This window comes from Mycobacterium sp. 236(2023) (assembly GCF_029623955.1).
Classification (GTDB): domain Bacteria; phylum Actinomycetota; class Actinomycetes; order Mycobacteriales; family Mycobacteriaceae; genus Mycobacterium.
The window spans coordinates 20,727-46,774 of the sequence record NZ_JARSBP010000002.1; the positions used below are offsets into that span (position 1 = coordinate 20,727).

Annotated in this window: 27 protein-coding genes and 2 riboswitches; of the genes, 15 read left to right on the top strand and 12 right to left on the bottom strand. The window is 67.0% G+C overall.

From position 1 onward, the window contains the following. Positions 1–32: 32 nt before the first annotated feature. Positions 33–1,118: a GGDEF domain-containing protein gene (locus tag P9A17_RS02515; RefSeq protein ID WP_278037039.1), complete on the top strand. Its 1,086-nt coding sequence runs from the start codon at positions 33–35 to the stop codon at positions 1,116–1,118. A gap of 4 nt (positions 1,119–1,122) precedes the next feature. Here the strand turns inward: P9A17_RS02515 and P9A17_RS02520 are convergent, their stop codons facing one another. Continuing rightward, positions 1,123–2,088, bottom strand: coding sequence for an alpha/beta hydrolase (locus P9A17_RS02520; RefSeq protein WP_278037040.1), 966 nt, complete (start codon positions 2,086–2,088; stop codon positions 1,123–1,125). Positions 2,089–2,132: 44 nt separating this feature from the next. Beyond that, positions 2,133–3,236 (bottom strand): NAD(P)/FAD-dependent oxidoreductase, encoded by a 1,104-nt coding sequence (locus P9A17_RS02525; RefSeq protein ID WP_278037041.1) that lies wholly within the window; start codon positions 3,234–3,236, stop codon positions 2,133–2,135. 86 nt (positions 3,237–3,322) lie between these two features. On the opposite strand from P9A17_RS02525, the gene P9A17_RS02530 reads away from it, so the two are divergent. Then, positions 3,323–3,976 (top strand): TetR family transcriptional regulator, encoded by a 654-nt coding sequence (locus P9A17_RS02530; RefSeq protein ID WP_278037042.1) that lies wholly within the window; start codon positions 3,323–3,325, stop codon positions 3,974–3,976. Here P9A17_RS02530 and P9A17_RS02535 read toward each other — a convergent pair. Both P9A17_RS02535 and ramB read right to left on the bottom strand, forming a co-directional pair. After that, positions 3,973–4,515, bottom strand: a complete 543-nt coding sequence (locus tag P9A17_RS02535) for a carboxymuconolactone decarboxylase family protein (RefSeq protein ID WP_278037043.1) — start codon at positions 4,513–4,515, stop codon at positions 3,973–3,975. The two genes, P9A17_RS02530 and P9A17_RS02535, sit on opposite strands and share 4 nt — an antisense overlap. After that, on the bottom strand, positions 4,512–5,939 hold the full coding sequence (gene ramB, locus P9A17_RS02540) for an acetate metabolism transcriptional regulator RamB (RefSeq protein WP_278037044.1): 1,428 nt from the start codon (positions 5,937–5,939) through the stop codon (positions 4,512–4,514). Before ramB ends, P9A17_RS02535 begins: the two co-directional genes overlap by 4 nt. A gap of 131 nt (positions 5,940–6,070) precedes the next feature. Between ramB and P9A17_RS02545 the strand changes: the two genes are divergently transcribed. The 3 genes from P9A17_RS02545 (at position 6,071) to P9A17_RS02555 (ending at position 9,322) form a co-directional block, all read left to right on the top strand. Beyond that, entirely contained in the window at positions 6,071–6,847 is a 777-nt protein-coding gene (locus tag P9A17_RS02545) for an acyl-[acyl-carrier-protein] thioesterase (protein ID WP_278038575.1), read from the top strand. A gap of 265 nt (positions 6,848–7,112) precedes the next feature. Further along, positions 7,113–8,399 (top strand): isocitrate lyase, encoded by a 1,287-nt coding sequence (gene aceA / locus P9A17_RS02550; RefSeq protein WP_278037045.1) that lies wholly within the window; start codon positions 7,113–7,115, stop codon positions 8,397–8,399. Positions 8,400–8,467: 68 nt separating this feature from the next. Beyond that, the gene (locus P9A17_RS02555; RefSeq protein ID WP_278037046.1) at positions 8,468–9,322 is read left to right on the top strand and encodes a 3-hydroxybutyryl-CoA dehydrogenase; all 855 of its coding nucleotides are present in this window, start codon (positions 8,468–8,470) and stop codon (positions 9,320–9,322) included. Between the two features lie 18 nt (positions 9,323–9,340). Here P9A17_RS02555 and P9A17_RS02560 read toward each other — a convergent pair whose 3' ends face one another. Both P9A17_RS02560 and P9A17_RS02565 read right to left on the bottom strand, forming a co-directional pair. After that, positions 9,341–10,207 (bottom strand): polyphosphate kinase 2 family protein, encoded by an 867-nt coding sequence (locus P9A17_RS02560; RefSeq protein WP_278037047.1) that lies wholly within the window; start codon positions 10,205–10,207, stop codon positions 9,341–9,343. A gap of 5 nt (positions 10,208–10,212) precedes the next feature. Continuing rightward, positions 10,213–10,917 (bottom strand): TetR/AcrR family transcriptional regulator, encoded by a 705-nt coding sequence (locus P9A17_RS02565; protein WP_278037048.1) that lies wholly within the window; start codon positions 10,915–10,917, stop codon positions 10,213–10,215. A gap of 72 nt (positions 10,918–10,989) precedes the next feature. Here P9A17_RS02565 and P9A17_RS02570 point away from each other — a divergent pair, with 72 nt between their 5' ends. The 6 genes from P9A17_RS02570 to deoC all read left to right on the top strand — a co-directional run bounded on the left by P9A17_RS02570 (position 10,990) and on the right by deoC (position 15,051). After that, positions 10,990–12,342: a DUF445 domain-containing protein gene (locus P9A17_RS02570; protein ID WP_278037049.1), complete on the top strand. Its 1,353-nt coding sequence runs from the start codon at positions 10,990–10,992 to the stop codon at positions 12,340–12,342. A 94-nt stretch (positions 12,343–12,436) separates the two neighbouring features. After that, on the top strand, positions 12,437–12,976 hold the full coding sequence (locus tag P9A17_RS02575) for a helix-turn-helix domain-containing protein (RefSeq protein ID WP_278037050.1): 540 nt from the start codon (positions 12,437–12,439) through the stop codon (positions 12,974–12,976). Further along, positions 12,969–13,607 carry a heparin-binding hemagglutinin gene (locus P9A17_RS02580; RefSeq protein WP_278037051.1) on the top strand — a complete coding sequence of 213 codons (639 nt, stop codon included), beginning with the start codon at positions 12,969–12,971 and terminating at the stop codon, positions 13,605–13,607. Before P9A17_RS02575 ends, P9A17_RS02580 begins: the two co-directional genes overlap by 8 nt. A gap of 63 nt (positions 13,608–13,670) precedes the next feature. After that, positions 13,671–13,964, top strand: a complete 294-nt coding sequence (locus P9A17_RS02585; protein ID WP_278037052.1) for a DUF2516 family protein — start codon at positions 13,671–13,673, stop codon at positions 13,962–13,964. Continuing rightward, positions 13,964–14,371, top strand: a complete 408-nt coding sequence (locus tag P9A17_RS02590; RefSeq protein WP_278037053.1) for a DUF2599 domain-containing protein — start codon at positions 13,964–13,966, stop codon at positions 14,369–14,371. The genes P9A17_RS02585 and P9A17_RS02590 overlap by 1 nt, the downstream gene beginning before the upstream one ends. After that, positions 14,371–15,051 carry a deoxyribose-phosphate aldolase gene (gene deoC / locus P9A17_RS02595; RefSeq protein ID WP_278037054.1) on the top strand — a complete coding sequence of 227 codons (681 nt, stop codon included), beginning with the start codon at positions 14,371–14,373 and terminating at the stop codon, positions 15,049–15,051. Before P9A17_RS02590 ends, deoC begins: the two co-directional genes overlap by 1 nt. On the opposite strand, the gene P9A17_RS02600 is transcribed toward deoC, so the two are convergent. From P9A17_RS02600 to P9A17_RS02610, 3 genes are read right to left on the bottom strand one after another with little or no spacing between them, the layout of a single operon-like run. Beyond that, the gene (locus P9A17_RS02600) at positions 15,048–15,911 is read right to left on the bottom strand and encodes a DUF2993 domain-containing protein (protein WP_278037055.1); all 864 of its coding nucleotides are present in this window, start codon (positions 15,909–15,911) and stop codon (positions 15,048–15,050) included. The genes deoC and P9A17_RS02600 overlap by 4 nt on opposite strands. After that, complete coding sequence (locus tag P9A17_RS02605; RefSeq protein WP_278038576.1) at positions 15,908–16,732, bottom strand: carbon-nitrogen hydrolase family protein; 825 nt, start codon at positions 16,730–16,732, stop codon at positions 15,908–15,910. The genes P9A17_RS02600 and P9A17_RS02605 overlap by 4 nt, the downstream gene beginning before the upstream one ends. Before the next feature lie 25 nt (positions 16,733–16,757). Further along, positions 16,758–17,915, bottom strand: a complete 1,158-nt coding sequence (locus P9A17_RS02610) for an agmatinase family protein (protein WP_278037056.1) — start codon at positions 17,913–17,915, stop codon at positions 16,758–16,760. Positions 17,916–17,927: 12 nt separating this feature from the next. Continuing rightward, positions 17,928–17,996, bottom strand: a riboswitch (guanidine-III (ykkC-III) riboswitch). A 117-nt stretch (positions 17,997–18,113) separates the two neighbouring features. Further along, a riboswitch (guanidine-I (ykkC/yxkD leader) is annotated at positions 18,114–18,234 on the top strand. A 25-nt stretch (positions 18,235–18,259) separates the two neighbouring features. Between P9A17_RS02610 and P9A17_RS02615 the strand changes: the two genes are divergently transcribed. Next, positions 18,260–19,795 (top strand): sodium:solute symporter family protein, encoded by a 1,536-nt coding sequence (locus tag P9A17_RS02615; RefSeq protein ID WP_278037057.1) that lies wholly within the window; start codon positions 18,260–18,262, stop codon positions 19,793–19,795. A 1-nt stretch (position 19,796) separates the two neighbouring features. On the opposite strand, the gene P9A17_RS02620 is transcribed toward P9A17_RS02615, so the two are convergent. Continuing rightward, positions 19,797–20,621: a class I SAM-dependent methyltransferase gene (locus P9A17_RS02620; RefSeq protein WP_278037058.1), complete on the bottom strand. Its 825-nt coding sequence runs from the start codon at positions 20,619–20,621 to the stop codon at positions 19,797–19,799. A 21-nt stretch (positions 20,622–20,642) separates the two neighbouring features. Beyond that, positions 20,643–21,164 (bottom strand): DUF2505 domain-containing protein, encoded by a 522-nt coding sequence (locus P9A17_RS02625; RefSeq protein ID WP_278037059.1) that lies wholly within the window; start codon positions 21,162–21,164, stop codon positions 20,643–20,645. A gap of 26 nt (positions 21,165–21,190) precedes the next feature. Here P9A17_RS02625 and P9A17_RS02630 point away from each other — a divergent pair, with 26 nt between their 5' ends. Then, complete coding sequence (locus tag P9A17_RS02630; protein WP_278037060.1) at positions 21,191–22,240, top strand: UDP-N-acetylmuramate dehydrogenase; 1,050 nt, start codon at positions 21,191–21,193, stop codon at positions 22,238–22,240. Positions 22,241–22,255: 15 nt separating this feature from the next. After that, positions 22,256–23,557 (top strand): Ig-like domain-containing protein, encoded by a 1,302-nt coding sequence (locus tag P9A17_RS02635; RefSeq protein WP_278037061.1) that lies wholly within the window; start codon positions 22,256–22,258, stop codon positions 23,555–23,557. A gap of 243 nt (positions 23,558–23,800) precedes the next feature. On the opposite strand, the gene P9A17_RS02640 is transcribed toward P9A17_RS02635, so the two are convergent. Further along, positions 23,801–24,556 (bottom strand): SDR family oxidoreductase, encoded by a 756-nt coding sequence (locus tag P9A17_RS02640; RefSeq protein WP_278037062.1) that lies wholly within the window; start codon positions 24,554–24,556, stop codon positions 23,801–23,803. A 191-nt stretch (positions 24,557–24,747) separates the two neighbouring features. On the opposite strand from P9A17_RS02640, the gene P9A17_RS02645 reads away from it, so the two are divergent. After that, on the top strand, positions 24,748–26,040 hold the full coding sequence (locus tag P9A17_RS02645) for an ROK family protein (protein ID WP_278037063.1): 1,293 nt from the start codon (positions 24,748–24,750) through the stop codon (positions 26,038–26,040). Positions 26,041–26,048 lie beyond the last annotated feature (8 nt).

Consider the following 26,048-nt stretch of genomic DNA (forward strand, 5'->3'; position numbering starts at 1 on the left):
CGGCATCGTCGCCGCAATGTTTGACTGTTGCTGTGGGTGACGGGCGCGCTGGCAATCCGCTCGTCGAATGGTGGCGCCAGCGCGACGAATACCAGTGGCGAATCGACTTTCTGCGCACCCGCGGGCTGCTGCGGATTCTTCGCTACATCATTGCGGGCATCGGCGTCGTCATGGGGCTGCTGAGTCTGCTTAACGTGTTCATCCCTCCCGTCGCCGATGGCCCGCTGATCCGGATCGGGTGGGCGGTCACCGCGATCGGCTCGTTCGTATGGTCGGCGCGCTGGGCGTTCCGGCCATGGCCGACGGCCAGGGAGTCGGCGCTGCTGGTCGGGTACGTCGACGTCATCATGACGTTGTCGGCGCTGCTGTTCGGAGATCCGAACCTGGCGATGTCTGGTATCCCGATCCTGCTGTGCGCGGGCGGTTACGTGGTGTTCTTCCACGGGCCGCGACTACATCTCGCCCACATCGCCTGGTGCATCGTCTGTGTCGCAGGCATCGCGGTGTGGCTGGCGATGACCACCCCTGAGGACGGAGTGCAGCTCGCAGTGTCGCGGGCGGTGATCGCCCTGCTGGTCACCGTGTGCATCCTGCCCGCCCTGCAATTCGGATTCTGGCTGCTGCAAGGCAGTTCGATGCAATCGCTCACCGATCCGCTGACCGAGCTGACCAACCGCCGCGGACTGGATGTGTCGGTGAAGCGCCTCAACGCGCGCGCCCCTGAGGACGCCGACCTCTGCGCGCTGCTGATAGACGTCGACGGGTTCAAAGGCGTCAACGACACGCTCGGGCACGCGGTCGGCGACGACGTGCTGATCCGCACGGCGCGCCGTATCCGTGCCAGCGTGCGCCATGACGCGGTCGTAGTCCGTTGGGGTGGTGAGGAATTCCTCGTCATCGACAGGATGCCGGCCAGTCAGGCCCCGGCGCTGGCCGAGCAGATCCGGACCGCCGTCTCGGCGCCGGCGCAACCGACGGTCACGGTCAGCATCGGGGTGGCGACGTGTGCACGGTCCGACACCGATCTGATCGACGTGATCCAGGCCGCCGACGTCGCCATGTACAAGGCCAAGGCCAGCGGCGGTGACCGTGTGGTCGCCACCCGCGCGGCGGCCTAGTTCATCAAAGCTTTTGGCTCAGGCGCTCTTTCGAGCCGATGAGGTGCGGTGAGAGGAATGCGAGAACGTCGTCGGCCTTGGCGAAGCCGCCGAGATGACTCTCGTCGGGCATCACCAGAAGGTCGGCGTGAGGCAGGTGCGCCGCAGCGGCCCGCGCATCTTCCAGCGAGATGATCGAATCGGTGTCGCCGTGCCACCATCGCACTGGAACCTTGACGTCGCCCAACCGGAACCCCCAATCGACGCCGAACAATCGGGCGTCGTCGAGGAGCGCTTGGAATCGGCCGTTGGCGACATTGACGATGTCGTCGATGAACATCGCCTCGATCTCGGGGTTGGCGAACACCCGCTTGTCGCCGTCGGGCATCGCCGCGGCCAGGCCGGAGTAGGCGAGGTGGGCCAGCGGGATGACGGGCGTCAGCATCGCCGCGGTCACCGCCGCGAACGGCTTGCGCAGTGCGGACGTCACCGACGACATCTGCCGTGCCAGTGCGATGGCGCCGCTCGCGGTGGCGTCCGGACCGACCGACGGGATGACGCCGCCGAGGACAGCGACCGCAACCACCCGGTCCCGCAGCGCCGGCATCCCGGCGCACGCCAGCGCGTACGGTCCGCCGCCGGACAGCCCGACGACGCCGATCTTGTCGGCCCCGAGCAGGTCGGCGACGTGCGCCATGTCGTCCGCCCAGTCGCCGATCTGCTCATAGCGGTGCGCGTCGCTCAGGCCTGCGCCGGCCCGCTCGACGAGGACGACGCGCAGCCCGAGCTTCTCGGCCGCCCGCCGCCCGACGATCGGAAGCTGCCTCCGGCCGCCGGGCGTGCCATGGAACCACAGCACGACGGGGCCGGTCGGATCCCCGAACTCGGCGTAACCAAGACGACGGCCGTCGGGAAGGAAGAAGGTGCCCTCGGCACGGGGCGGTTCGCAGCGCGGGACGCCCGGCGGATGCCGCCACGGGTTGGAAAACATGGACGAATGGTATCGGCAGGCTTTACAGATGCGGCGGGGTATGTCTAGCCGCCCCTCAAGAAGTCGACCAAACCCCGAGGTGCTCGCGCGTTAAGCATGACCTCGAGGACCGCCTTCGACTCGACTGCGGACTGCCGGCTGCGGGAGAACATCGCGGCTTCGCAGGCGGCCAGCGCGGCCGCCGAATCGTCGGGCTGCGCGCCGAGCGCGGTACCGAGTTCGGCGGCGTCGAACATCGCCAGGTTCGCGCCTTCACCGCCAGGTGCGGTGACGTGCGCCGCGTCGCCGATCAACGTGACCCCAGCGGTGGGCGCCCAGCGGTGGTCGTCGGGTAGCGCGACGATCGTCCGCGGGACGGGCGGGGTGTCGTGGCCGGTGATCAGTTCGGTGAGTTCTGGTGCCCAACCGTCGAATTCGTCGGCCAGGACGGTGGCGGTGATGCCCTCGGCCCATCCGGCGGGACGATTGAGGATCACGTAGGTGTGAATGACGTCGCCGGACTCGCGGTGCGCGACGATCCCCTGGCCGGGGCTCAGCGCGTACATCGCGCCGCGGCCCACCGCTTTGGCGGCCGCCGGGTGTCGTGCGTCGGCATCGTGGAGGTAGATCTCGACAAACGTCGTCCCGGTATAGGTGGGCGTCGCGTCCGAGACCAGAGGGCGGACCTTCGACCAGGCGCCATCGGCCCCGACGAGAAGCGTTGTGGTGATCGATGATTCGTTGACAAAGCGCACTTCGTGGCGGCCGTCGCCGAGCGCGTCGACCCCGCTGACCTTGTGCCCCCACCGAACCGTGTCTGAGGGAAGTGAGTCGAGCAGGATCCTGCGCAGATCGCCGCGGAGCACTTCGGGCCGGCTCAGCTGTCCGTCGTCGGGCTGATCGAGCAGCACGGTGCCGTCGCGGTCGAGGACCCGCGTCGCCTCGGCGCCCTCGTGGATGATCGCGCGGAACTCGGCGGTGAGCCCGGCGGCGGCGAGCGCGGACTGGCCGGTGGCGGGGTGGATGTCGAGCTGCCCGCCCTGCGTGCGGTGCATCGCCGATTCGTCGGCTTCGTAGACCGTGACGGGGATGCCGTGCAGATGCAGGACGCGGGCAAGCGTGAGCCCGCCGAGTCCCGCACCGACGATCGTGACCGGGGGCATCGTCATGGTGGCGCTCCTTTCGTCTGATTGGAACAGCGTTCCATCAATGTCTGAAGTTTGGAACACCGTTCCAGTCATGTCAAGATGTGCCTATGCCCACCAGGGACCGTCGCGCCGACGCGCTCTCCAAGGAGCGGATCGTCGCGACCGCGATCGACATTCTCGACACCGACGGCGAGGCCGCGCTGACGTTCCGCGCGCTGACCACACGGCTGGCGACCGGCGCCGGCGCCATCTACTGGCACGTCGCCGACAAGGACGAGCTGCTCACCGCGGCGACCGATCACGTCATCTCCGGTGTGCTGACCGACGGTCCGGCCAGTTCAGATCCGCGGCAGGCGATCCGCGAGCTGGCTCTCGGCATGTTCGACGCGATCGATACGCATCCGTGGGTGGGAGCGCACCTCGCCCGCCAGCCGTGGCAATTCGCGATGGTCCAGATTTTCGAAGGAATCGGCGGCCAACTGAGCGCGCTCGGCGTTCCCGAAAAGGCGCTCTTCGACGCCGGGTCGGCCCTGGTGCACTACATCCTCGGCGTCGCCGGCCAGAACGCCGCCAACGCCCGTCTGTCACCGCGAGGCACCAACCGCACCGACGTGCTGGCCGACATCAGCGACCGCTGGCTGCAGCACGACGCCGACCGATACCCCGTCGTGCACCGGATGGCCACACAGCTTCGGGACCACGACGACCGCCAACAGTTCCTCGCGGGCATCGACTTCCTGCTGGCCGGCGTGACTTCCTAGTCGGGAAAGTCGAGCGGAACCTGAAGTGTCGTGATCGTCGCGGCGAGGCCATCGTATTGCGCTGCGAGCAAACAGAATTCGATCAGCTGCGGCTTCGTGAAGTGCCCGGCCAGCATCTGCCACGTCTCGGGGGAGACACCGCGGGTGACGACGAACTCGTCGGTCGCGGTGATCAGGATCCGCTCCCGGTCCGACAGCCCCGTCGCGTCGGGCCCGGCGAAGATCCTGGCCTGCGTCTCCTTGTCGAGGCCGCGGCTGCGGGCCAGCCTGCGGTGCTGTTGCAGCTCGTACTCACAGCCGCGGAGATGCCCGACACGCAGGATCACGAACTCGGCGTCGCGACGGGACAGCTTGCCGGCGTACAGCAGATACGCCGACAACGGCAGCCACACCAGGAACAGCGACCTGTGCCTGCCCAGCACGTTCATCAGGCTGAACCGCGGTCTGCGGATGCCCCGGGCGCCGATCTTCGCGATCGCCCAGTTGAGCGGCCCGAGATCCTTGAAACCGCCGGGCGGGATGCGCGCGGGACTATTCATGACTGCCTCACCAGATACGGCGAGACGGTCGAACGGTGTTCGTCGATGTCGAGCGCGCGGCCCAGCGCCGGGAAGGCGCGCTGCGGGCAGTTGTCCCGCTCGCACACACGGCAGCCGGCGCCGATCGGCGTCGCCGGGACATTGGGATCACCGGTCACCAGCCCTTCCGAATAGACCAGCCGCTGCGCGTGACGCAGTTCGCAGCCCAGGCCGATCGCGAACGTCTTACCCGGCTGACCATAGCGCGCGGCGCGGCGCTCCACGGTCCGCGCCACCCACATGTAGTGGCGCCCGTCGGGCATCTCGGCGATCTGCACGAGGATCTTGCCGGGGTTGGCGAACGTCTCGTAGACATTCCACAGTGGGCAGGTTCCCCCACTGGAGGAGAAGTGAAAACCGGTGGCGGACTGGCGTTTCGACATGTTGCCCGCGCGATCGACGCGCACGAACGAGAACGGGACGCCCCGCATCGACGGCCGCTGCAACGTCGAGAGCCGGTGACAGATGGTCTCGTAACTGACGGCGTAATAGGCGGAAAGACGCTCGACGTCGTAGCGGAACTTCTCGGCCACGGCGTGGAATTGGCCGTACGGAAGCACCGTGGCGGCGGCGAAATAGTTGGCCAGTCCCATCCGCGCCAGCTTCCTGGACTCGTCGCTGGTGAAGTGGCCCTCCTCGACGAGCTTGTCGATGAGGGCGCCGCACTCCAGGTAGGCCAGCTCGGTGGCCATCCGGAACACCCGCTGGCCCGACGACAGGTGAGCGCCCAGTTCCAGACGCTTCGTCGCCGGGTCGAAACGGTGCAGGACACCGCCACCGAGATCGGAACGGCGAATGACGGTGACGCCGTGCACGAATCGCAACCGGTCGGTCAGGTCACTCGCGAGCTCACCGCGGTGTACGCGCATGTCCGCGGTCAGCTCCTCAGCAGCTGCGTCGAGGTCATGCAGGTAGTTCTGCCGCTGGTAGAAGTAGTCGCGCACCTCTTCGTGAGGCATCGAGATCGAGCCCGTGCCACTTCCGCTTCCCGCATTGAACCGATCCTCGGTGGCCGCGGCCAGCTGCGTGGTGGTGAGTTGGTAACGGCGGTGCAGGTTGACCATCGCGCGGGCCAGCGCCGGGTGCGAACCCACCATATCGGCGACCTCGGCGGGGTCGATGTCGACGTCGAGGTCGCGGTCCATGATCACCTCGCGCAGCTCGGCGATCAGGCGGGTGTCGTCCTGCGAGGCAAAGAACGTCGCGTCGACGCCGAACACCTCGGTGATGCGCAGCAGGACGGCGACCGTCAACGGGCGGACGTCATGCTCGATCTGGTTGAGGTAGCTGGGGGAGATCTCCAGCATCTGCGCGAGTGCGGCCTGGCTGAACCCCCGCTCGTTGCGGAGTTGCCGGACCCGGGCGCCGACGAAGGTTTTGGCCACGGGCACCAGCCTAGACAGCGTTGTTAAGGCTTGCGAAGCGACTACTTCGCAGCATTCGCACCAGCTGCGCTGTGGCAGGATCGGAATCCGTGAGCAGTGAGCGCGTGCCCGGCACGGGGCTGTCGAAGGTGATGATGCCCGTCCCCGAGCAGCACCCCGATGTCTTCGACGTCAAATGGCCGCTCCGCGTCGCCGACGTCGACCGCGAGGGCAGGCTCAAGTTCGACGCCGCGACCCGTCACATCCAGGACATCGGCACGGATCAATTGCGCGAGATGGGCTACGAGGAGATCCATCCGCTGTGGATCGTGCGCCGCACGATGATCGACATGATCGAGCCCATCGTGTTCAAGGACATGCTGCGCCTGCGGCGGTGGTGTTCGGGCACGTCGAACCGGTGGTGTGAGATGCGCGTCCGCATCGAGGGGCGCAAGGGCGGGCTGATCGAATCCGAGGCGTTCTGGATCAACATCAACCGGGAGACACAGGGGCCCGCCCGCATCGCCGACGACTTCATCGAAGGCCTGCGCCGCACCACCAGTGAGAACCGGCTGCGATGGAAGGCCTACCTCAAAGGCGGGTCCCGCGAAGACGCGGAAGCCGTGCAGAACTATCCGGTCCGGGTCAGTGACATCGACATCTTCGACCACATGAACAACTCGGTGTACTGGAGCGTCGTCGAGGACTATCTCTACTCGCAGCCCGAATTGATGGCGGCTCCGTTGCGCGTGACCATCGAACACGACGCACCGGTGGCGCTCGGGGACAAGTTGGAGATCATCCGGCGCGTCCATCCGGCGGGTTCGACCGACAGATTCGGTGCGGAGCTCTCCGATCGCACTGTTACAACGCTCACATATGTGGTCGGCGACGAGGTCAAAGCGGTCGCCTCGATCTTCGCCCTCTGAATCGCTTCACCCAAACAGTACGAGCGTACTGACCTGCGAAGATTCGCTACTCGCGAGTAGCTTCTGAACCGGTTCAGGTTTTGCGGCCTTCGCAATATTCGCAAACTTGGTTGGGGTGTTGGCGAAAATTGGCAATCGAAACAGGTGGACCTGCAGTTATGGCGTGATGCATCCTCGACTTAGCAAGCCAGTGAATGAGCTGGAGCATTAACACCGCATCGACTCCCGCAGCCGCGAGTGCTTTGCAAAGAATGAAGGAGCAGCCATGTCGACCGTTGGCACGCCGAAGAGCCCGGAGCAGATCCAGCACGATTGGGACCACAATCCCCGCTGGAAGGGCATCACCCGTACCTACACCCCCAAAGACGTCGTCGCCCTGCAGGGCACCGTCGTCGAGGAGTCGACGCTGGCCCGCCGCGGCGCCGAGGTGCTGTGGGAGCAGCTCCACACCATGGACTACGTCAACTCGCTCGGCGCGCTGACCGGCAACCAGGCCGTCCAGCAGGTGCGCGCGGGCCTCAAGGCCATCTACCTGTCCGGCTGGCAGGTTGCCGGTGACGCCAACCTCTCCGGCCACACCTACCCCGACCAGAGCCTGTACCCGGCCAACTCGGTGCCCCAGGTCATCCGCCGCATCAACAACGCACTGCTGCGCGCCGACCAGATCGCCAAGGTCGAAGGCGACCGCTCCGTCGAGAACTGGCTCGCCCCGATCGTCGCCGACGGTGAAGCCGGCTTCGGTGGCGCGCTGAACGTCTACGAGCTGCAGAAGGCCATGATCGCCGCCGGCGTCGCCGGTTCGCACTGGGAGGACCAGCTCGCCTCGGAGAAGAAGTGCGGCCACCTCGGTGGCAAGGTGCTGATCCCGACCCAGCAGCACATCCGCACCCTGACCTCGGCCCGTCTGGCGGCCGACGTCGCCGACGTGCCCACCCTGGTCATTGCCCGCACCGATGCCGAGGCGGCCACGCTGATCACCTCCGACGTCGACGAGCGCGATCAGCCGTTCATCACCGGCGAGCGGACCAACGAGGGCTTCTACCACGTCAAGAACGGCGTCGAGCCGTGCATCGCCCGCGCCAAGGCCTACGCGCCGTACTCCGACCTGATCTGGATGGAGACCGGCACCCCGGACCTGGAGCTCGCCAAGAAGTTCGCCGAAGCGGTCAAGGCCGACTTCCCCGACCAGATGCTGGCCTACAACTGCTCGCCGTCGTTCAACTGGAAGCAGCACCTCGACGATGCGACCATCGCCAAGTTCCAGAACGAGCTAGGCGCGATGGGCTTCAAGTTCCAGTTCATCACCCTCGCCGGCTTCCACGCCCTCAACTACTCGATGTTCGATCTGGCGCACGGCTACGCCCGCAACCAGATGAGCGCCTACGTCGAGCTGCAGGAGCGCGAGTTCGCCGCCGAGGAGCGTGGTTACACCGCGACGAAGCACCAGCGCGAAGTCGGCGCCGGCTACTTCGACCGGATCGCCACCACCGTGGATCCGACCTCGTCGACCACCGCGCTCGCGGGCTCGACCGAGGAAGGTCAGTTCCACTAAGGGTTGATAGCGTCAGGCCCCGTCCGTGTCATGCGGCCGGGGCCTGATGCATGTCGAGGGAGTCATTGATGGGTATTGAACGAGTCGGCGTCGTGGGCGCCGGGCAGATGGGCGGCGGCATCGCCGAGGTGTGTGCGAAGGCGGGCGCGAACGTCATCGCCTTCGAGCCGACCGAGGAGCTGGCCAACGCCGGCCGGGATCGCGTCACCGCATCCCTGGAACGGGCGAAAGCCAAGGGCAAGCTGTCCGCCGACGACTTCGAGACGACGCTGGCGCGGCTGACGTTCACGACGAACCTCGCCGACCTGGCCGACCGTCAGCTCGTGATCGAGGCGATCGTCGAGAACGAGGCCGTCAAGGCCAAGGTCTTCGCCCAACTCGACGAGATCGTCACCGACCCGGACGCCGTGCTGGCGTCGAACACCTCCAGCATCCCCATCATGAAGATCGCTGCGGCGACGAAGAATCCGAGTCGCGTTCTCGGGCTGCACTTCTTCAACCCGGTGCCGGTGCTGCCGTTGGTCGAGCTGATCAACACGCTGGTCACCTCCGACGAGGCGATCGCACGGGTGGAGCAGTTCGCCGGTGAGGTGCTCGGCAAGAAGGTCGTGCGCTGCGGCGACCGCTCCGGCTTCATCGTCAATGCGCTGCTGGTGCCGTATCTGCTGTCGGCGATCCGGATGGCCGAAGCCGGCGTGGCCACCGTCGAGGACATCGACACGGCCGTCGTCGCCGGGCTGTCGCACCCGATGGGCCCGCTGCGGCTGTCCGACCTCATCGGTCTGGACACGATGAAGCTGATCGCCGACTCGATGTACGACGAGTACAAGGATCCGAACTTCGCACCGCCGCCACTGCTGCAGCGCATGGTCGAGGCGGGGCAGCTCGGCAAGAAGTCCGGTAAGGGTTTCTACACCTACTGACCGGCGCGCGCGGAGGCCTCAGGCTGACGCGAGCCGCTTCTTCTCGGCCTCGACGTCGAAATCTGCGGGCGGCCACGACATGTTGAGGCCCTTGAGGGCTTCGATCAGCAGCTCGGTGATCGCCAGGCGGCTGTACCACTTCCGATTGCACGGCACGATGTGCCACGGCGCGTATTCCGTCGACGTCCGGTCCAGCATCGCCTGGTAGGCCTGCTGATAGGCGGGCCACTTCAGGCGTTCGTCGATGTCGGCGGGGTTGTATTTCCAGAACTTGTCGGGCCGCTCCAGACGTTCGGAGAGTCGCTTCTTCTGCTCATCAAGTGAGACGAACATCGCGACCTTCACCAATGTCGTTCCGCCGTCGACGAGTTCGCGTTCGAAGGCGTTGATCTCGTCGTAGCGCGGTTCCCACACATCGGGCGGTACCAGGTTGTGCACCCGGACGATCAGCACGTCCTCGTAGTGTGACCGGTCGAACACCCCGATGTGGCCGGGCGACGGCAGTGCGTTGCGGATCCGCCACAGGTAGTGGTGCGACAGCTCCTCGGCAGTCGGCTTACCGAAGCTTCGATACTGAACACCCTGCGGATTGCACGCTCCCACAACATGTTTGACGATCCCGCCCTTGCCGGCGGTATCCATACCCTGCAGTACCAGGAGCACCGAGCGGGTGTCGCCGGAGCGGCTGTTGGCGTAGAGCATCTCCTGCAGTTCGGCGAACCGGATGTTGCGTTCGGCCTGCAGGGTGGGCGCGTCGGCCTTCTTGCCGCGAAAGCCCGGCGTCGCCTCGGCGTCGATGTCGGCCACCTTGTCGCCGGGGCGGAACATCAGTTCGGTGTGCGGCTCATGGGTCCACAGCGACGGCAGGTCGTCTGGCTCGGTCATACGCCCTAGTCAAGCAGCTGCGACGGCAGGACCGGGGAAGGATGCGGGCTTCGCCGGAACCTGTCCAGGGATCCGTTCACCTCGACGATCCCGCACAGCGCGCTCCACGACAGCATCGTCAGGTAGTCGATCAGTTCGTCGGCGGTCATCCGCGGATTCGACATCCACGAGTGCGTGGCGAGCTGCACGCCACCGACGGTGTGGAATGCCCACGGTTCCGCGCCGCTGGCATCCATGCCGTTCGACAGCATCCTCCTGCGCAGCATCACCGCGAGCATGCGGGCGATGATCGCCTCGGAGTCCGCCACGGCCTTGCTCTTGCTGGCCGAGTTGTTGGCCATGACGAACTGGTAGGGCTCCGGTTCATTGGCAACGGTCTCCACGTACACGCGGATGACTTCGCGGGTCAGGTCGTAACCGTCCAGGTTCGACGACAGCGCGGCGGCCATGTTCGGGATCAGGGTGGTCTGGGCGAAACGCATCATCACCGCGGTGGTGAGGTCGTTCTTGTCGACGAAGTAGCGGTAGAGCACGGTCTTGGAAACGCCGATCTCCGCGGCGATCTCATCCATGCTGACGCCGCTGCCGAGGCGGCGGATGGCATCGAGCGTGCCGTCCACCAGCTCATTGCGGCGCTCGACCTTGTGCTGGTGCCAGCGCCGTTTGCGTCCATCCGTCTTGACCGCCGCCGGCGGGGAGTGTTGTGCCACGTTCCCGGAGATCCGTTCCCTAAGTCCCGGTCAATAATACGGCGACCTCCGCAGCGGGGCGGTTCGGACGGCATGCAGGATGATGGAGAAGTGGCACATCGATCTGACGGCGCGGAGGCCCCGCTGACCGGCACCAGGGAGCGCCGGAGTTTCGCCGAGAAGCTCGCCGGGGTCGACTCCGCCGCCGATGCCGAGCGGCGGCGCGGGCTCCGCCGCATGAAGGTGGTGGCGCTGAGCTTCCTGCTCGGAGCGACCGTCATCTTCCTGTTCTGCACGTGGTGGCAGTCGCAAGGGGCGCCCCCCTGGGTCGGTTACGTGCGCGCGGCGGCCGAAGCCGGAATGGTCGGCGCGCTCGCGGACTGGTTCGCCGTGACGGCGCTGTTCAAGCATCCGCTGGGCATCCCGATCCCGCACACCGCGATCATCAAGCGCAAGAAGGACCAGCTCGGCGAGGGTCTGGGCAGTTTCGTCCGGGAGAACTTCCTGTCACCGGAGAACGTCGAGACGAAGCTGCGCGATGCCGACGTCGCCAGCCGCACGGGTAAGTGGCTGGCGGAGCCGGTCAACGCGGAGCGGGTGGCGGCCGAGGTCTCGACCGTGCTGCGTGTGCTCGTCGAGATGCTGCGCGACGAGGACGTTCAGCAGGTGCTCGACCGAACGATCATCAAGCGGGTCGCCGAACCCCAATGGGGCCCGCCCATAGGCCGTGTGCTCGCCAGCCTGCTTGCAGAGGGGCGGCAGGAGGCGCTGCTGCAGTTGCTCGCCGACCGGGCTTTCCAGTGGACGCTCAACGCCGACGAGGTCATCGAGCGTGTCATCGAGCGAGATTCGCCGACGTGGTCGCCGCGCTGGGTCGACCATCTCGTCGGCGACCGCATCCATCGCGAGCTGATGGACTTCACCGACAAGGTGCGCCGCAACCCCGACCACGAACTGCGCCGCTCGGCCACCCGGTTCCTGTTCGAGTTCGCCGACGACCTGCAGAACGACGACGCGACGATCCAGAAGGCCGAGAACGTCAAAGAGCAGGTCATGGCCCGTGACGAGGTCGCCAGGGCTGCGGAGACGGCGTGGAGCGCGGCCAAGCGGATGATTCTGGAGAGCGTCGACGACCCGTCATCGACCCTGCGGGGCAGGATTGCGGATTCCGTGGTGCGGATCGGCGAATCGTTGCGCGACGACGTCGAACTACGGGAAAAGGTGGACAACTGGATCGTGCGCGGCGCCAATCATCTCGTCGGTGAATATGGGGCGGAGATCACAACGATCATCACCGACACGATCGAACGCTGGGATGCCGACGAGGCGAGTCGCCGGATCGAACTTCATGTGGGCCGTGACCTGCAGTTCATCCGCATCAACGGGACCGTGGTGGGTTCTTTGGCTGGACTGATCATCTACACCGTGGCGCAGCTGCTCTTCTGACCTGCGCTAACGGGTGCTTGCAAAAGTTAGCACCCCGTCGTACGGTTGATGGTGTCGGTAATCGGATACCCAACCGAGCGAAGGGGCAACCCCCATGCCGCAGGATGAGAATCTTGCCGCTGTCGTGTCCAGCGCTGCGCAGGACATCGGCTCGTTCATCCGGTCCCAGCGCGAAGCGGCGCAGGTATCGGTGAGGCAGCTGGCGGAGAAGGCGGGCGTTTCCAACCCCTACCTCAGCCAGATCGAGCGGGGTCTGCGGAAGCCGTCCGCGGACGTGCTCAACCAGATCGCCAAGGCGCTCCGGGTTTCCGCCGAGGTTCTCTACATCCAGGCGGGGATCCTCGAACCGAGCGACACCAATGAGGTGCGCGACGCCATCGTCACCGACATGGCGATCACCGAGCGGCAGAAGCAGGTGCTGCTCGACATCTACACGTCGTTCTGCGCGCAGAACGAAGCCGCCCTCGCCGAGGCGGCCTCCGCAGAAGACGCGGCGAACGCCTCCGGCGACAGTGTCAGCGACCCCGACGAGGAGCCCACGACTGAACAAGACAAGAGCCCTCTAGAGCTCCCCCAGACTCCGCAATCAATCACAGAATTCAATCCTGAGAAGGAAGGAAACAACCATGGCTGAGGCCAAGAACCAGCTCGACATCGATGATCTGAAGGCTCCGCTGCTCGCCGCTGTGGGTGCTGCCGACCTCGCGCTGGAGCGCGTCAACGAGATCGTCGCCACCCTTCGTGAGCGTGCCGGTGAGGCCCGCACCGACGCGGAGACCCGCGTCGAGGAGAGCCGCGCCCGTGTTGCCAAGCTGCAGGAAGATCTGCCTTCCCAGTTCGACGACATCAAGGGCAAGCTGACCTCCGACGAGCTGCGCAAGTTCGCCGAGGGCTACGCCGAGTCGGCCCAGACCGCCTACACCAAGCTGATCGAGCGTGGCGAGGCCGCCCTCGAGCGGTTGCGCAGCCAGCCGGCTCTGGAAGAGGCCGCCAGCCGGGTCGAGGAGTACACCGACCAGGCCGTCGAGCTGACCCAGGAGGCGCTGGGCAACGTGGCGTCGCAGACCCGCGCGGTCGGCGAGCGTGCCGCCAAGCTGGTGGGCGTCGAGCTGCCGAAGAAGACCGAGTCGGCTGCCGCGCCGGTGAAGAAGGCCGCCAAGAAGGCTCCGGCCAAGAAGGCTGCTCCGGCGAAGACGGCCAGCGCGACCCCGGCGAAGAAGGCTCCCGCCAAGAAGGCGCCGGCCAAGAAGGTCACCCAGAAGTAAAGCACCGCACCGCTTCGGCGGTGGAAGTCGAAAAGGGGACGTAATCCGCCTAGGCTGTGGAGCGTGGAGCTCCTCAACCTGACGGATTACGTCCTCTCGGCGTTGCAGGTCGCTGTATTGGTGGCGTCGGTCTACGCCTTCGTGCACGCGGCGATGCAGCGGCCCGACGCGTACACCGCCGCTGAGAAGCTGACCAAGCCGGTGTGGCTGTTGATCCTCGGTGGCGCTGTCGCTTGCGCGTCCATCCTCAGTTTTGTTTTCGGCATCACCGGAGTCGCCATCGCCGCCGTCGCATCCGGCGTCTACCTCGTCGACGTCCGGCCCAAGATCCTGGAGATCCAAGGGAAGTCGCGCTAGTGCGCACAGTCTTCGCTCTGGCCGGCGCGCTGGTCGCCGGTGGCCTTGCTCTGGCTCCCTCCGCCGCGGCCTCGCCGACGGGACCGCCGTACGTCGACCACGTCGAATGGGCGAAATGGGGCGACCTTTCGAGTCTGCGGGTGTACCCGACCCCGTCGGCACGCGCGTCCTCGGGCCATGCGGGCACGCAGCCCATGGCCGCACAGGCGTGGTCGGAGGTGCTGGCACTGTCTCCGGATGCCGCGATCCCCGGCATGGAGGAACAGTTCATGTGCCACTGGAACTTCGCCGAGTTCGTGGAGCCCGGCAAGGTGAGCTGGAATCTCGAACCGTGGCGGCCTGAGGTCAGCTATGACGAGATGATCGCCAACCGGTGCAACCCTGGCGGTACCGAAGAGCCCTTCTGATGGGTTCCTACACCCGCGCCCACGTCGCGGCGCTCGTCGATCACACGTTGCTCAAACCCGAAGCGTCCGAAGCGGACATCGCGGTGCTGGTCAGGGAAGCCGCCGACCTCGACGTGTTCGCGGTCTGCGTGTCGCCGACCTTGGTGGCCGCCGCCGCCGCTTTTGACACGAGCGGGCGCGCGATCGCGTCGGTCGTCGGATTCCCTTCGGGCAAGCACCTTTCGGTGGTCAAGGCCCAAGAAGCGCGAGCGGCGGTGCAGGCGGGTGCTGCCGAGATCGACATGGTCATCGACGTCGGCGCCACTCTGGCGGGTGAACTCGACGCTGTCCACGCCGACATCGCCGCGGTGCGCGCAGGGGTTCCCCAGGCGCTGCTCAAGGTGATCGTCGAGTCGGCCGCGCTGCTGGAATTCAGCGGCGACCCTATTCTCGTCGACGTGTGCCGAGTCGCCGAGGATGCGGGCGCGGATTTCGTCAAGACCTCCACGGGTTTTCACCCCAGCGGAGGAGCGTCACCGCGGGCGGTCGAGCTGATGGCCGGCGCCGTCGACGGCCGCCTCGGGGTCAAGGCCAGCGGCGGAATCCGTACTGCGGCAGCAGCAATCGCGATGCTCGACGCCGGGGCCACCCGGCTCGGGTTGTCCGGCAGCCGGGCGGTGCTGGACGGCTTCGACGGTTAGAGCCCTGCGAAGCAGGGGTCCTGCTCGCCCTTGGGGATCGTCGCGTTGCGTGTCGAGAACTGGCTCACCACACCGGATTCGGTGACCTCGACCGAATCGGCCTTGATGTTCATCGGGTAGTCCTGGGTCAGCTGGTCGGTGAACGCGTCCAGCGCCGGCTGCACTGCCTCCCGGGGCAGCGTGAAGCCCAGCCCGGTGACCTGCTGCACCTGCAGCGAGAGTCCTCCGTTGACGACCTCGGGCTTGGCGGTGATGCTGCCCAGCGCGCCCTCGAGTTCGATGGTGCCGTCGTTTTCGTTGGTGGTCACGCCGGTGACGAAGCTACCCACCAGTGGGATCGCTCCCTGGATGGTCTGCTTGATGCCTTCGGCGGTCCAGCTGATGTTGGCCACCAGTGAACCGATGGAACCGCTGGAGGTCTGGGTGTCCTCGATGCGGACATCGTTGATGTCGATGTTGACCTTCATGCCCTTGGCGTCGCGGATCTGATTGCCCGCGGTCTCAATTTGGATGTTGGTGTAGTGCCCCGACATGTGCTGCAGCAGGAACGGGGGCATGACCCCGAACGAGACGGTGGCGTCGTCCTGGACGACGCACTCGATCGTTCCGGCGACGACGGTGTCGGCACGGTTGCGCGCATAGAGTTCGCCGCCGAGGAGGCCGGCGAACACGAGGGCCAGCGCGATGACGACGACCAGAACGATCGAGACCGGGTCGCTGAAGATCCGCTTGACCTTCGCGCCCGTCGAGACGTCCTCGCCCGAGGGCGCTGATGGCGGCTGAGCAGGCGGATAGCCGGGCTCCTGGGGGAACGACGGCGGTCCGGGCTGCTGTGGCGGTTGGGACCAGGGGTCAGTCACCCCCGCGATTCTGCCCTACGCCGATGAGCCAGACCTGAGCGGTTGTCCATGACCGCCACCGTCGTGCGCGCCTTGCGGACCGCATCGAGGTCCACATCGCACACCAGGAGCTCGGGATCGTCACCCGCGGCGACCAGCACTTCCCCGAGCGCCGAGGCCACCACGCTGCCTCCGACACCGGTCGGTCCCAGCGCCGCGATCTCGTCGCCGGGATACGCCTGGCCGACGGCGGCGACGACACTGTTCGTGTCGATCGCGCGGGCCCGCGCGAGCAGCGTCCACTGGTCGAGCTTGCCCGGGCCGGTGCCCCAGGACGCGTGCGCGGTGATCAGCTCGGCGCCCTGCTCGGCGAGCGCGACGTAGAGCTCCGGGAAGCGGATGTCGTAGCAGAGCGTCAAGCCGACTTTGATCCCGTCGACCTCGATGACGACGGGATCGTGGCCGGGAGCGACGGTCTTGGACTCCTTGAAGCCGAACGCGTCGTAGAGGTGGATCTTGTCGTAGCGCGCCTCCACCCCTGGACCCGTGGCGAGCAATGAGTTAGTGACCCGGCCGGCAGGTTCTTCCTGGGAGGGCACGAACATGCCCGCGACAACGACGATGCCAGCCCGTGTCGCGATATCGCGGACCGCGTTGGCCCACGGCCCGTCGAACGGCTCGGCGACATCGCCGAGCGGAACCCCGAAGCGCACCATCGTCGCTTCGGGGAACAGCACGAGCGACGCCCCGGCCTCGGCGGCCTTGTTCGTGTACTCCTCGACGAGGGCGAGGTTGACCGCCGGGTCGGTGCTGCTGCGGATCTGGGCTAACGCCACACGCATTTCGGAGCGCATGCGCCCAGAGTAGTTACGGGCCCCAGGCCGGACGGTTGGCCTTGGCCGACTTCTTGCCGAGCTTGCCGGATCTGACCTGCGCGGCCAGGCTGTCGAGGATCACCCGCGAGCTCATCAGCGCGGTCTGCTCGGCCCAGTCATACGGCGGTGAGCATTCGACGACCTCGATGCCCGCCAGGCCGGGCTCGGAGATCATCTTGACCAGGTTCAGCGCCTCGCGCGGCAGCAGGCCGCCCGGCTCGGGCCAACCGGTGCCCGGCACGAAGCCCGCATCGATGACGTCGATGTCGAACGACAGGTAGACGGCCTTGGCGCCCTTCCACGCGATCTCCAGGGCCATTTCGGCGATCTTCTCGATGCCGACGCGCTCGACGTCACCGACGGTCATCACCGTCGATTTGCGCTGACGGCCGACCTGGACACCCTCACGTGGGCTCTGCCAGCCGCCGATACCGATCTGGACGAGGTTGGTCGCGGGGGCGTTCTTGATGTTGGTGGCGTGGAACCACGGCGTGGTGTGCATCCGCTCGTCGAGATCGGTTTCCTGGGTGTCGACGTGGCGGTCGAAGTGGATGATGCCGATGTTGCCGTCCATGTACGGCGCCATGCCGCGGATCGTCGGGAAGCCGATCGAGTGATCGCCGCCGAGCACGATCGGCATGACGCCCTTCTGCACCACATGCGCCATGGCCTGGCTGATCTGGTCGAACGACTTCTCCAGGTTGCCCGGGATCGTGAACACGTCGCCGATGTCGACCATGTTGAGTTGCTCGCGCAGATCGACACCGGACTCGTAGTTGTAGGTGCCGAACAGGTTCGTGGAGCGGCGGATGCCCTGCGGCCCGAAACGGGTGCCCGGGCGGTAGGTGGCTCCGGCGTCGAGTGGGACGCCGAAGATGGCGACCTCGGCATCGTCGACCTCGTTGACGTCCTCGATGAACGGGCACTTGAGGAACGTGCCGCGCTCGCCGGCGAAGTGCGGCTTCTCGCCGCGCACGAACGTCGAGATGGTGCGGTCGTTGATGGACGGCGCAGCCTCCAGCCCGAAGCTGAGGCCGCGGTCGATCTCCTCGCGGAGGCGCCGGTCGCCCAGCTTCTCCTCGACCTGCTGCGCCCAGGCCCCCTCCGCGTTGATCACGGACGGGTCCGGACGTTCCGGGTAATCGGACACGGGAGTTCTCCTCACGCGTCGTCTTGTCGCTGACCGGGTACGACGCACCTCGTCCGGGGCGCCGGGTCGCACGGCACCTCCGATCACCTCAACACGGCCGCGCAGGCCTGTCCAGCGGTGAAGGAAACGCATCGTTAACACACGGTGCGATGTCACGTAATGCGCGAGGTCTTTTCTGGCTGGGACTCACACGCATGTGTGGGGCGCGCCTAGGGTTCCGCCGGCTGAGTTCATCGCGATGGTCGGGTCTGGTCCGAGAGGTGCAGGCGGCCGGCACCGAAGCTCGGTCGCTCCACGGCGGGACAAAAGCCCGGGAGACTCCACAGTTCCATACGGAGACTCCCATGATCCTTCTCGGCGTGGCGATCAGCATCGCCGTTGTCGTCGCTGTCGGCTTCTACGTGTCGAAACGCATCGAAGGCGACAGTTCCAACTTCCTCGTCGGCGGCCGCATGCTGCCGTTCTGGCTCGTCGGCGGTGCGCTGATGGGCGCTGCGGTCGACACCAACGCCACCCTCGGAAACACCGACCTGGCCTTCGAATTCGGCTTCTGGGCCGGCGCGTGCCTGCCGCTGGGTCTTGCTCTGTGCCTTCTCATCACCGGCATCTTCTTCGCCAAGCCGATGAACCGGATGGGGCTCACGTCGTTCCCCGACTACTACCGGCTGCGGTTCGGCCGCTCGGTCGAGGTCAGCTCGTCGATCCTGCTGGCGATCGCGTTCTGCATGCTGGTCGCGGGCAACCTGGTCGCGGGCGGCCTGCTGTTCAACTACTTCCTCGGGATGCCGTACTGGCTCGGTGTCGTGCTGATCGCGGCAATCGCGGTGGCCTACACCGGAACCGGCGGTCTGATCGCCGACGCGTACACCGCGATCATCCAGATGACGCTGATCCTGGTCGGCGCGGTCGGCCTGTTCATCTGGATGTCGAGCACGCACGGCATCAACATCGCCGAAGGCACAGGGCCTTTCGCGCTCGGGCAGCTGTCCGACCCGGCGCAGGGCGCCGTCATCAACTGGGCGACGTTGATCGCGCTCGGCATCGGTGACATCGTCGCGATCGACTTCATGGCCCGCGTGTTCTCGGCCAAGTCGCCCGAGGCTGCCCGCAGGGCATGCTTCTCCGCGTCGGCGGGCACCGTCGCGATCTGCGTGCCGTTCGGACTCGTTGTGCTGGCCGCGCATTCGTTCATGCCGGAAGAGCTCGACGGTCCGGTGCTGTTCGTGCTGCTGGACCAGTTCGCGCCCGTCGGATTGACCGTGCTGGTGCTGTGCGGCCTTGTCGGTGCGTCGATGTCGACCGCCAACGGCGCCATCCTCGCGATCTCCAATGTGTGCGTCCGCAACCTCGGTGGGGTGCGCCGCGTGCACGAGCCGGGCCAGCGGGACCCGCTGTTGAAGGCGACCCGCATCGCGATGGTCCCGATGACGCTGTTCTCGATCCTGTTCGCGATCTACGTGCAGCAGACCGGCATCCTGCTCACCCTCGCGTTCGACCTGATGCTGGCCTGCCTGGTGGTTCCGTTCATCCTCGGCTTGGTGTGGCGCCGAGGAACGACGACGGCCGCGATGGCGTCGATCGCGGTCGGATTCGTCGTCCGGATCGTGCTGTTCGTGATGACGCCGACGATGTTCGGCGTCGAGAACACGATCCTCTACATCCCGAACGACATCGTCGGGGCGTCGTTCGACGGGTGGCCGACGTTCATCGCGTTCGCGGCGGGACTGACCACCTACCTCGTGGTGTCGCTGCTGACGAAGCCTGCGCAGTTGCGCGGGCTCGACATCCAGGTGGCTCAGGACGTCGACGACGCACTCGACGATCCCGGCCGGTTCGAGGGTGAGCCCGTTCTGGCGAAGGTGCCTGCCGAGGCGACGTGAATCACGACAGCGGCGCGACGGCGGACCACGGCACGGTGAGGACGCCGTCGCGCAGGCTCTTTCGCGGCATGGTGACGGGAAACCCTTCGGCGACAAGCAAATCCATCATTGCCCGCCAGCGGATCCGGGGTCCGAAGACGCCGTGCCCGGCCACGCTGGCCCAGGCCCGGTCTGCGGCGCGCAGCAGGGTGTGAATCGGCTGGCCTTCCACGTTGTGGTGGATGAGCGCCTTCGGCAGGCGTTCGGCGAGGTCGGAGGGGCGTTCGATGGCGAACGGGTCGCAGGCCAGCGTCAGGCTCACAGGGCCGGCCGAATCCAACAGCACCCAGCAGCACAGCCGGCCCAGCTCGTCGCAGGTGCCGTCGACGATCAGCCCGCCCGCCGCCACCCCCCGGCGCATCGACGCCCAGGCGTCGTGCACCGCCTCCTCCGGGTACTGGCGCAGAACGTTGAAGGCGCGCACCAGGACTGGGCGGTGACCCGCCAATTCGAAACCGCCGAGGGCGAATTCGACGCCGGGGGTGGCTCCGTCGCGCGCCGCGGCCTGTCCGGCACGCACCCGTTCGGGTTCGATCTCCAGGCCGACGACGCGGACGTCGCGGCGGACTTCGCGAAGGCGCACCGCCAATTCCAGTGTCGTCACGGGTTTGGCGCCGTAGCCGAGGTCGACGACCAGCGGGTCGGGCGATGCCTGCAGTGCGGTGCGGACCCGGGACGAGTGGACCAGCCAGCGGTCGCTTCGGCGCAGCCGGTTATGGCCAGTGGTGCCGCGTGTCACCTGTCCGATGGGCTGCGCACGTGAGGAGCATGGGGTGCCCTGCGCCATGGGTCGATGGTAGAGACCCGATCAGCAGTTCTGCGTGATCCACACCGTGGTGAACCGTTGTTCGGCGGTCAGCAGGTGGAGCAACTGGCTGCCGATGAAGTTCTCGATCTTGCCGCCGACCAGCGGCACGCGGACCTCTACGGTGGCCGCGAACGTCAGCCGGGAGCCGATCGCGCCGGTGGCGCCGACCACCGAGGACAGCACCGCCTCCCCGGTGAGCGTGGCGGGCGCCCCCGGGATGGAACCGCGCACCACCGCCGTCGCGCGCTTACCCGCGACGGGAGTCCAGATCTCTTCGCGGACGAAGCTGAGGTCACCGCGATGGAACTGCGTGACCACCGCGGGCAGCCGGTCGGCGCGCAGCGTCTGCGTGGTCTTGACGCGGATGCCGCCCGCGTCGTCGATCACCATCTCGTCGAGCGTGGCGTGGTCGGATCCGGAGTCCTCGAGGCGGACCAGCCAGTACTCCTCGTCGCTGAACGCCGTGTGTACCTGCTCGACCGTGCCCTCGTATTCGGCGGCGACGTCGAATGAACGCGGCATAGCTGGCCACGCTACCGTTACCGCCCGTGGGCACTTCGTTGTTGGGCGGCGTGCCGTTTGCGGAGAATGTGCCGCTGGCGCCGTTGACCACCCTGCGCGTCGGACCGGTCGCCGAGCGCTTGGCCACCTGTGTCACCACTGACCAGGTCATCGACGCGGTCTTGGCGGCGGGACCCGATGCGCTGATCCTCGCGGGCGGCTCCAACGTGGTGCTGGCAGACGACCTGGCCGGCCTGACCGTCGTGCACCTGGCCAACACCGAGATCACCGTCGAGGGCGATGTGTTGCGCGCCGAGGCGGGTGCGTTGTGGGACGACGTCGTCGTCGCATCGCTCGGGCACGGTCTCGGCGGGCTGGAATGTCTGTCGGGCATTCCGGGTTCCGCGGGGGCGACGCCGGTGCAGAACGTCGGCGCGTACGGGGCCGAGGTCGCCGACACGATCCGACGCGTCAGGCTGCTGGACCGGGCCAGCGGTGAGGACCGCTGGGTGACCCCCGATGTGCTCCAGTTCGGTTATCGCACAAGTATTCTGAAGCACTCCAACGCTTTGCTGGTGCTCGAGGTGGAGTTCGGGCTCGACGCGTCGGGGTGCAGCGCGCCGCTGCGTTACGGCGAGCTGGCCGCGACGCTGGGCGCCGACGCGGGGGAGCGCGCCGACCCGGCGGATGTGCGTTCGGCGGTGCTCGCGCTGCGCGCCCGCAAAGGCATGGTGCTCGACGAGGACGACCGCGACACCTGGAGCGTCGGATCCTTCTTCACCAACCCCGTCGTGACGCGCGCCGAGTACGAACGGATCGCGGCGTCGGTCGAGGGACCCGTGCCGAACTACCCGGCAGGTGACGGTGTGAAGCTTGCTGCCGGCTGGCTCGTCGAGCACGCCGGGTTCACGAAGGGTTATCCGGGCCACGAAGCGCCCGCGCGGCTGTCCACCAAGCATGCGCTGGCGCTGACCAACCGCGGTACGGCCACCACCGCCGACCTCATTGCGCTGGCCAGGACGGTTCGCGACGGGGTCGCCGCGGCTTTCGGGATCGAGCTCACACCCGAGCCAGTTCTGATCGGCTGCTCTTTCTAGGTACCGTTGGTTCACGTGAGCCCCGCTGAACCGCTGCCGTCGATCACGAGACGGCGAGCGCTGACCGCCTTTGCGGTCGGCATCGTGGCGCCCGGCGCTCTGGCAGCCTGCACGGTGCCCGGTACCAAGCCGGCAGCGGAGGAGGCGGCCGAAGAGGCCGCCAAGGCGCCGACCATCACCTACGAACCGGCCGATGCGTCGGCCGACGTGGCGCCCACCGGCGACGTCGGCGTCAAGGTCGAAGACGGATGGTTCCAGAAGGTCGCGCTGACCAACGTGAGCAGCGGCAAGGTCGTCGCGGGCGCGCTGAACAAGGACCGCACCGCATTCACGGTCACCGAGTCACTCGGCTACGGCGCGTCCTACGAGTGGGCGGGTTCGGCCGTCGGCCAGGACGGCAAGGCGGTGTCGCTCGAAGGTTCGTTCACCACCGTCACCCCGGAGACCGAGGTCAACGGCCAGTTCCAGCTGTCGGACGGGCAGACCGTCGGGGTCGCCGCGCCGATCATCCTGCAGTTCGATGCCTCGATCGCCGAGGACGACCGCGCGGAGGTCGAGAAGGCGCTCAAGGTGACAACGACGCCGCCGGTCGAGGGCAGCTGGGCGTGGCTTCCCGACGAAGTCGGCGGATCGCGGGCGCACTGGCGGACCAAGGAGTACTACCCCCCGGGCACCACGGTGCACGTCGACGCCGACCTGTACGGCGTGCCGTTCGGCGGAGGCGCCTACGGCGCGGCCGACTCGACACTGGATTTCACGATCGGCCGCTTCCAGGTGGTCAAGGCCGAGGCCTCGTCGCATCGCATCCAGGTCATCACCGACGCAGGCGTCATCATGGATTTCCCGTGCAGCTACGGGGAGGGCGACCTGGACCGCAACGTCACCCGCAGCGGCATCCACGTGGTCACCGAGAAGTACGAGGACTTCTACATGACCAACCCCGCCGCGGGTTACGCCAATGTCCACGAACGCTTCGCGGTCCGCATCTCCAACAACGGCGAGTTCATCCACTGCAACCCGAACAGCATCGGGTCGCAGGGCAACACCAACGTCACCAACGGCTGCATCAACCTGAACCTCGAGAACTCCGAGCAGTACTTCAACAGCGCGATGTACGGCGACCCCGTCGAGGTGACGGGCACCCGCATCGACTTGTCCTACGCCGACGGCGACATCTGGGATTGGGTTGTGCCGTGGGAAGAGTGGAAGGCGATGTCTGCGCTCTCGGACGCCAAGGCGCCGGATCAGATCCCGAGCACCGCCCCGGCGACTCCGTCCGGTGCGCCGCAGCCGGTGGGCGGTCGCCCCGGCGGTTAGTTCTCGTCGCCCGTCCAGAACGCTTCGAGAATCATCGCTTCGAGTGCGCTGCTCTCCAGCATCGCTTCCAGCGTGAAGTCGATCTCTTCAGTGGTCAGAGCCAGAGTAGCCATCGCAGTCCTCGCCTGTGGGTGCGCCTTCGGTGGACGCTACCCAGCTTCACCGCGGTTCCGAAGAACTTCCTGCGGATTTACCCAAGAAATTGACGGTGAAAGCGCTGACAATCTGCTGAGAACGCCCGTCTCAGGTGCGGTTGAAGCGTGAACCCGTCGCGCCGGTGACCTGATCGCGCGGTCGTACGACGATCAGATCGAGATCGACGTGCGACGGCCGGCTCGCCACGAACCCGACGACCTCGGCGATGTCCTCGGCAACCAATGGCGTCACGCCCTGGTAGACCTTGTCGGCGCGCTCCCGGTCGCCGTCGAACCGATTCAGCGAGAAGTCGGTCTTCACCATTCCGGGCGCAACTTCGGTGAGCCGCACCGGTTTTCCGAGCAGCTCACTGCGCAGGGTGCGATGCAGCACGCCCTGGGCGTGCTTGGCGGACGTGTAACCGCCACCGTTGTCGTAGATTTCGACGGCGGCGATCGACGTGATCGTGACGATCAGACCGTCGCCCGAGTCGATCAGCTTGGGCAGCAGCGCACGGGTCACGTGCAGCGTGCCGAGCACGTTTGCCTCCCACATCCAGCGCCAGTTCTCGACGTCCGCGTCGGAGATCGACTCCAGCCCACGGGCACCGCCGGCGTTGTTGACGAGCACATCCACCCGGTCCAGCCGGCCGGCCATCGCCGCCACTGCCGCCGTATCAGTGACGTCCGCCACAATCGCGGTACCGTCGATCTCAGCCGCCAAGGCCTTGATCGGCTCCTCCCGCCGGGCCACGCAGATCACGTGAAAGCCCAGCGCTGCAAGAGTTCTCGCGGTGGCTTCCCCGATGCCGGCACTGGCTCCGGTGACCACTGCGACTCTGCGGGCGTCTGTTGGCGTCGTCATGTACGTAACCCTAACCGGCGTGCTACGTTGACCGCGTGTACCGGAATAGTCAGGCAGTTCTCGCTGCCGCGCGGCGTGCGTGTTGTTGTTGCGCACCCCGCCGCGCCTGACTGCGCCCGGACTGATTCCAGTCCTGCTGAGTCGCAAGGTGTGGCCCGACCCACCATCCGACTCGAATAAAGGACGATCCTGTGACCACCACCCTTCCTCAGCGCCCCCGCACCTCGTCGGCGAAGCGCGCGAAGTCCACCACCGGCAGTGGTCGCTACCCGCAAGCTCTGCTGCACCACATCGTCGCGCCTGCGCTGCGCGTCCCTGAGGCCGCCGCCGCCGCGGTGTTCGCTGCCGCCAGGCAGCGCGGCCCCATCGCCCGCGACGTGATCGCGCAGGTCACCGGGCTGAGCATCGCTACCGTGAACCGGCAGGTAACGGCCCTGTTGGATGCGGGCCTGCTCCGCGAGCGGGCCGATCTGGCGGTGTCGGGAGCCATCGGCAGGCCCCGGGTGCCCGTCGAGGTCAACCACGAACCGTTCCTCACCCTCGGCATCCACATCGGCGCCCGCACCACGAGCATCGTCGCCGCCGACCTGTTCGGCCGCACGCTCGACGTCGTCGAGACGCCGACGCCGCGCGGGCCTCAGGCCGCTGCGCTGGCCGCGGTCGCGGGCAGCGCACGCCGCTACCTGAGCCGCTGGCACCGGCGCCGCCCGCTGTGGGTCGGCGTCGCGACAGGCGGCGTCGTCGACAGCTCCACCGGATACCTCGACCATCCCCGGCTGGGTTGGTCTGACGCACCCGTCGGGCCGGTGCTCGCCGAATCCCTCGGCCTGCCCGTGTCGGTGGCTTCGCACGTCGACGCGATGGCGGGAGCCGAACTGCTGCTCGGCATGCGTCGCCAACCCACCAAATCGGCGACGAGCCTGTACATCTACGCCCGCGAGACTGTCGGCTACGCGCTGTCGATCGGGGGGCAGGTGCATTCACCCTCCAGCGGCCCCGGAACAATCGCCACACTGCCGGTGCGATCCGAACTCCTCGGCGGCACAGGGCAATTGGAGTCCACGGTGAGCGACGAGGCGGTGCTGGTCGCGGCGCGCAAGGCGCGTATCGTCCCGGCCGACGGTCCGTCCTCGACCGTCACGGCCGTGTTGCGGGCCGCCAGGCAGGGCAACGAGCACGCCGCCGCCCTGCTCGCCGAGCGTGCACGGGTGCTCGGCGAGGCGGTTGCCCTGCTGCGCGACATGCTCAACCCCGACGACCTCGTGGTGGGTGGCCAGGCCTTCACCGAGCACCCCGAGGGCATGAGCATCGTCGAGTCGGCATTCGCCGAGCGCTCGGTGCTGGGGCACCGCGACATCCGGGTGACGGCCTTCGGTAACCGGGTCCAGGAGGCGGGCGCGGGCATCGTGTCCCTCGGCGGGCTGTACGCCGACCCGATCGGCGCGATGCGTCGGGCATCCCGCAGGCCCGAAGTGAGCGCCTGAGTTTGGGC

Bases quoted from the DNA above. Each gene is read 5' to 3' on its own strand.
- P9A17_RS02605 (WP_278038576.1), bottom strand. From the start codon at position 16,732: ATGCGTGTGGCGTTAGCCCAGATCCGCAGCAGCACCGACCCGGCGGTC.
- P9A17_RS02615 (WP_278037057.1), top strand. From the start codon at position 18,260: ATGATCCTTCTCGGCGTGGCGATCAGCATCGCCGTTGTCGTCGCTGTC.
- P9A17_RS02545 (WP_278038575.1), top strand. From the start codon at position 6,071: ATGATGCCCGTCCCCGAGCAGCACCCCGATGTCTTCGACGTCAAATGG.
- P9A17_RS02530 (WP_278037042.1), top strand. From the start codon at position 3,323: ATGCCCACCAGGGACCGTCGCGCCGACGCGCTCTCCAAGGAGCGGATC.
- P9A17_RS02560 (WP_278037047.1), bottom strand. From the start codon at position 10,207: ATGACCGAGCCAGACGACCTGCCGTCGCTGTGGACCCATGAGCCGCAC.
- deoC (WP_278037054.1), top strand. From the start codon at position 14,371: ATGGGTTCCTACACCCGCGCCCACGTCGCGGCGCTCGTCGATCACACG.
- P9A17_RS02520 (WP_278037040.1), bottom strand. From the start codon at position 2,088: ATGTTTTCCAACCCGTGGCGGCATCCGCCGGGCGTCCCGCGCTGCGAA.
- P9A17_RS02555 (WP_278037046.1), top strand. From the start codon at position 8,468: ATGGGTATTGAACGAGTCGGCGTCGTGGGCGCCGGGCAGATGGGCGGC.
- P9A17_RS02625 (WP_278037059.1), bottom strand. From the start codon at position 21,164: ATGCCGCGTTCATTCGACGTCGCCGCCGAATACGAGGGCACGGTCGAG.
- P9A17_RS02640 (WP_278037062.1), bottom strand. From the start codon at position 24,556: ATGACGACGCCAACAGACGCCCGCAGAGTCGCAGTGGTCACCGGAGCC.
- P9A17_RS02575 (WP_278037050.1), top strand. From the start codon at position 12,437: ATGCCGCAGGATGAGAATCTTGCCGCTGTCGTGTCCAGCGCTGCGCAG.
- P9A17_RS02580 (WP_278037051.1), top strand. From the start codon at position 12,969: ATGGCTGAGGCCAAGAACCAGCTCGACATCGATGATCTGAAGGCTCCG.
- P9A17_RS02525 (WP_278037041.1), bottom strand. From the start codon at position 3,236: ATGACGATGCCCCCGGTCACGATCGTCGGTGCGGGACTCGGCGGGCTC.
- P9A17_RS02570 (WP_278037049.1), top strand. From the start codon at position 10,990: ATGCAGGATGATGGAGAAGTGGCACATCGATCTGACGGCGCGGAGGCC.
- P9A17_RS02535 (WP_278037043.1), bottom strand. From the start codon at position 4,515: ATGAATAGTCCCGCGCGCATCCCGCCCGGCGGTTTCAAGGATCTCGGG.
- P9A17_RS02620 (WP_278037058.1), bottom strand. From the start codon at position 20,621: ATGGCGCAGGGCACCCCATGCTCCTCACGTGCGCAGCCCATCGGACAG.
- aceA (WP_278037045.1), top strand. From the start codon at position 7,113: ATGTCGACCGTTGGCACGCCGAAGAGCCCGGAGCAGATCCAGCACGAT.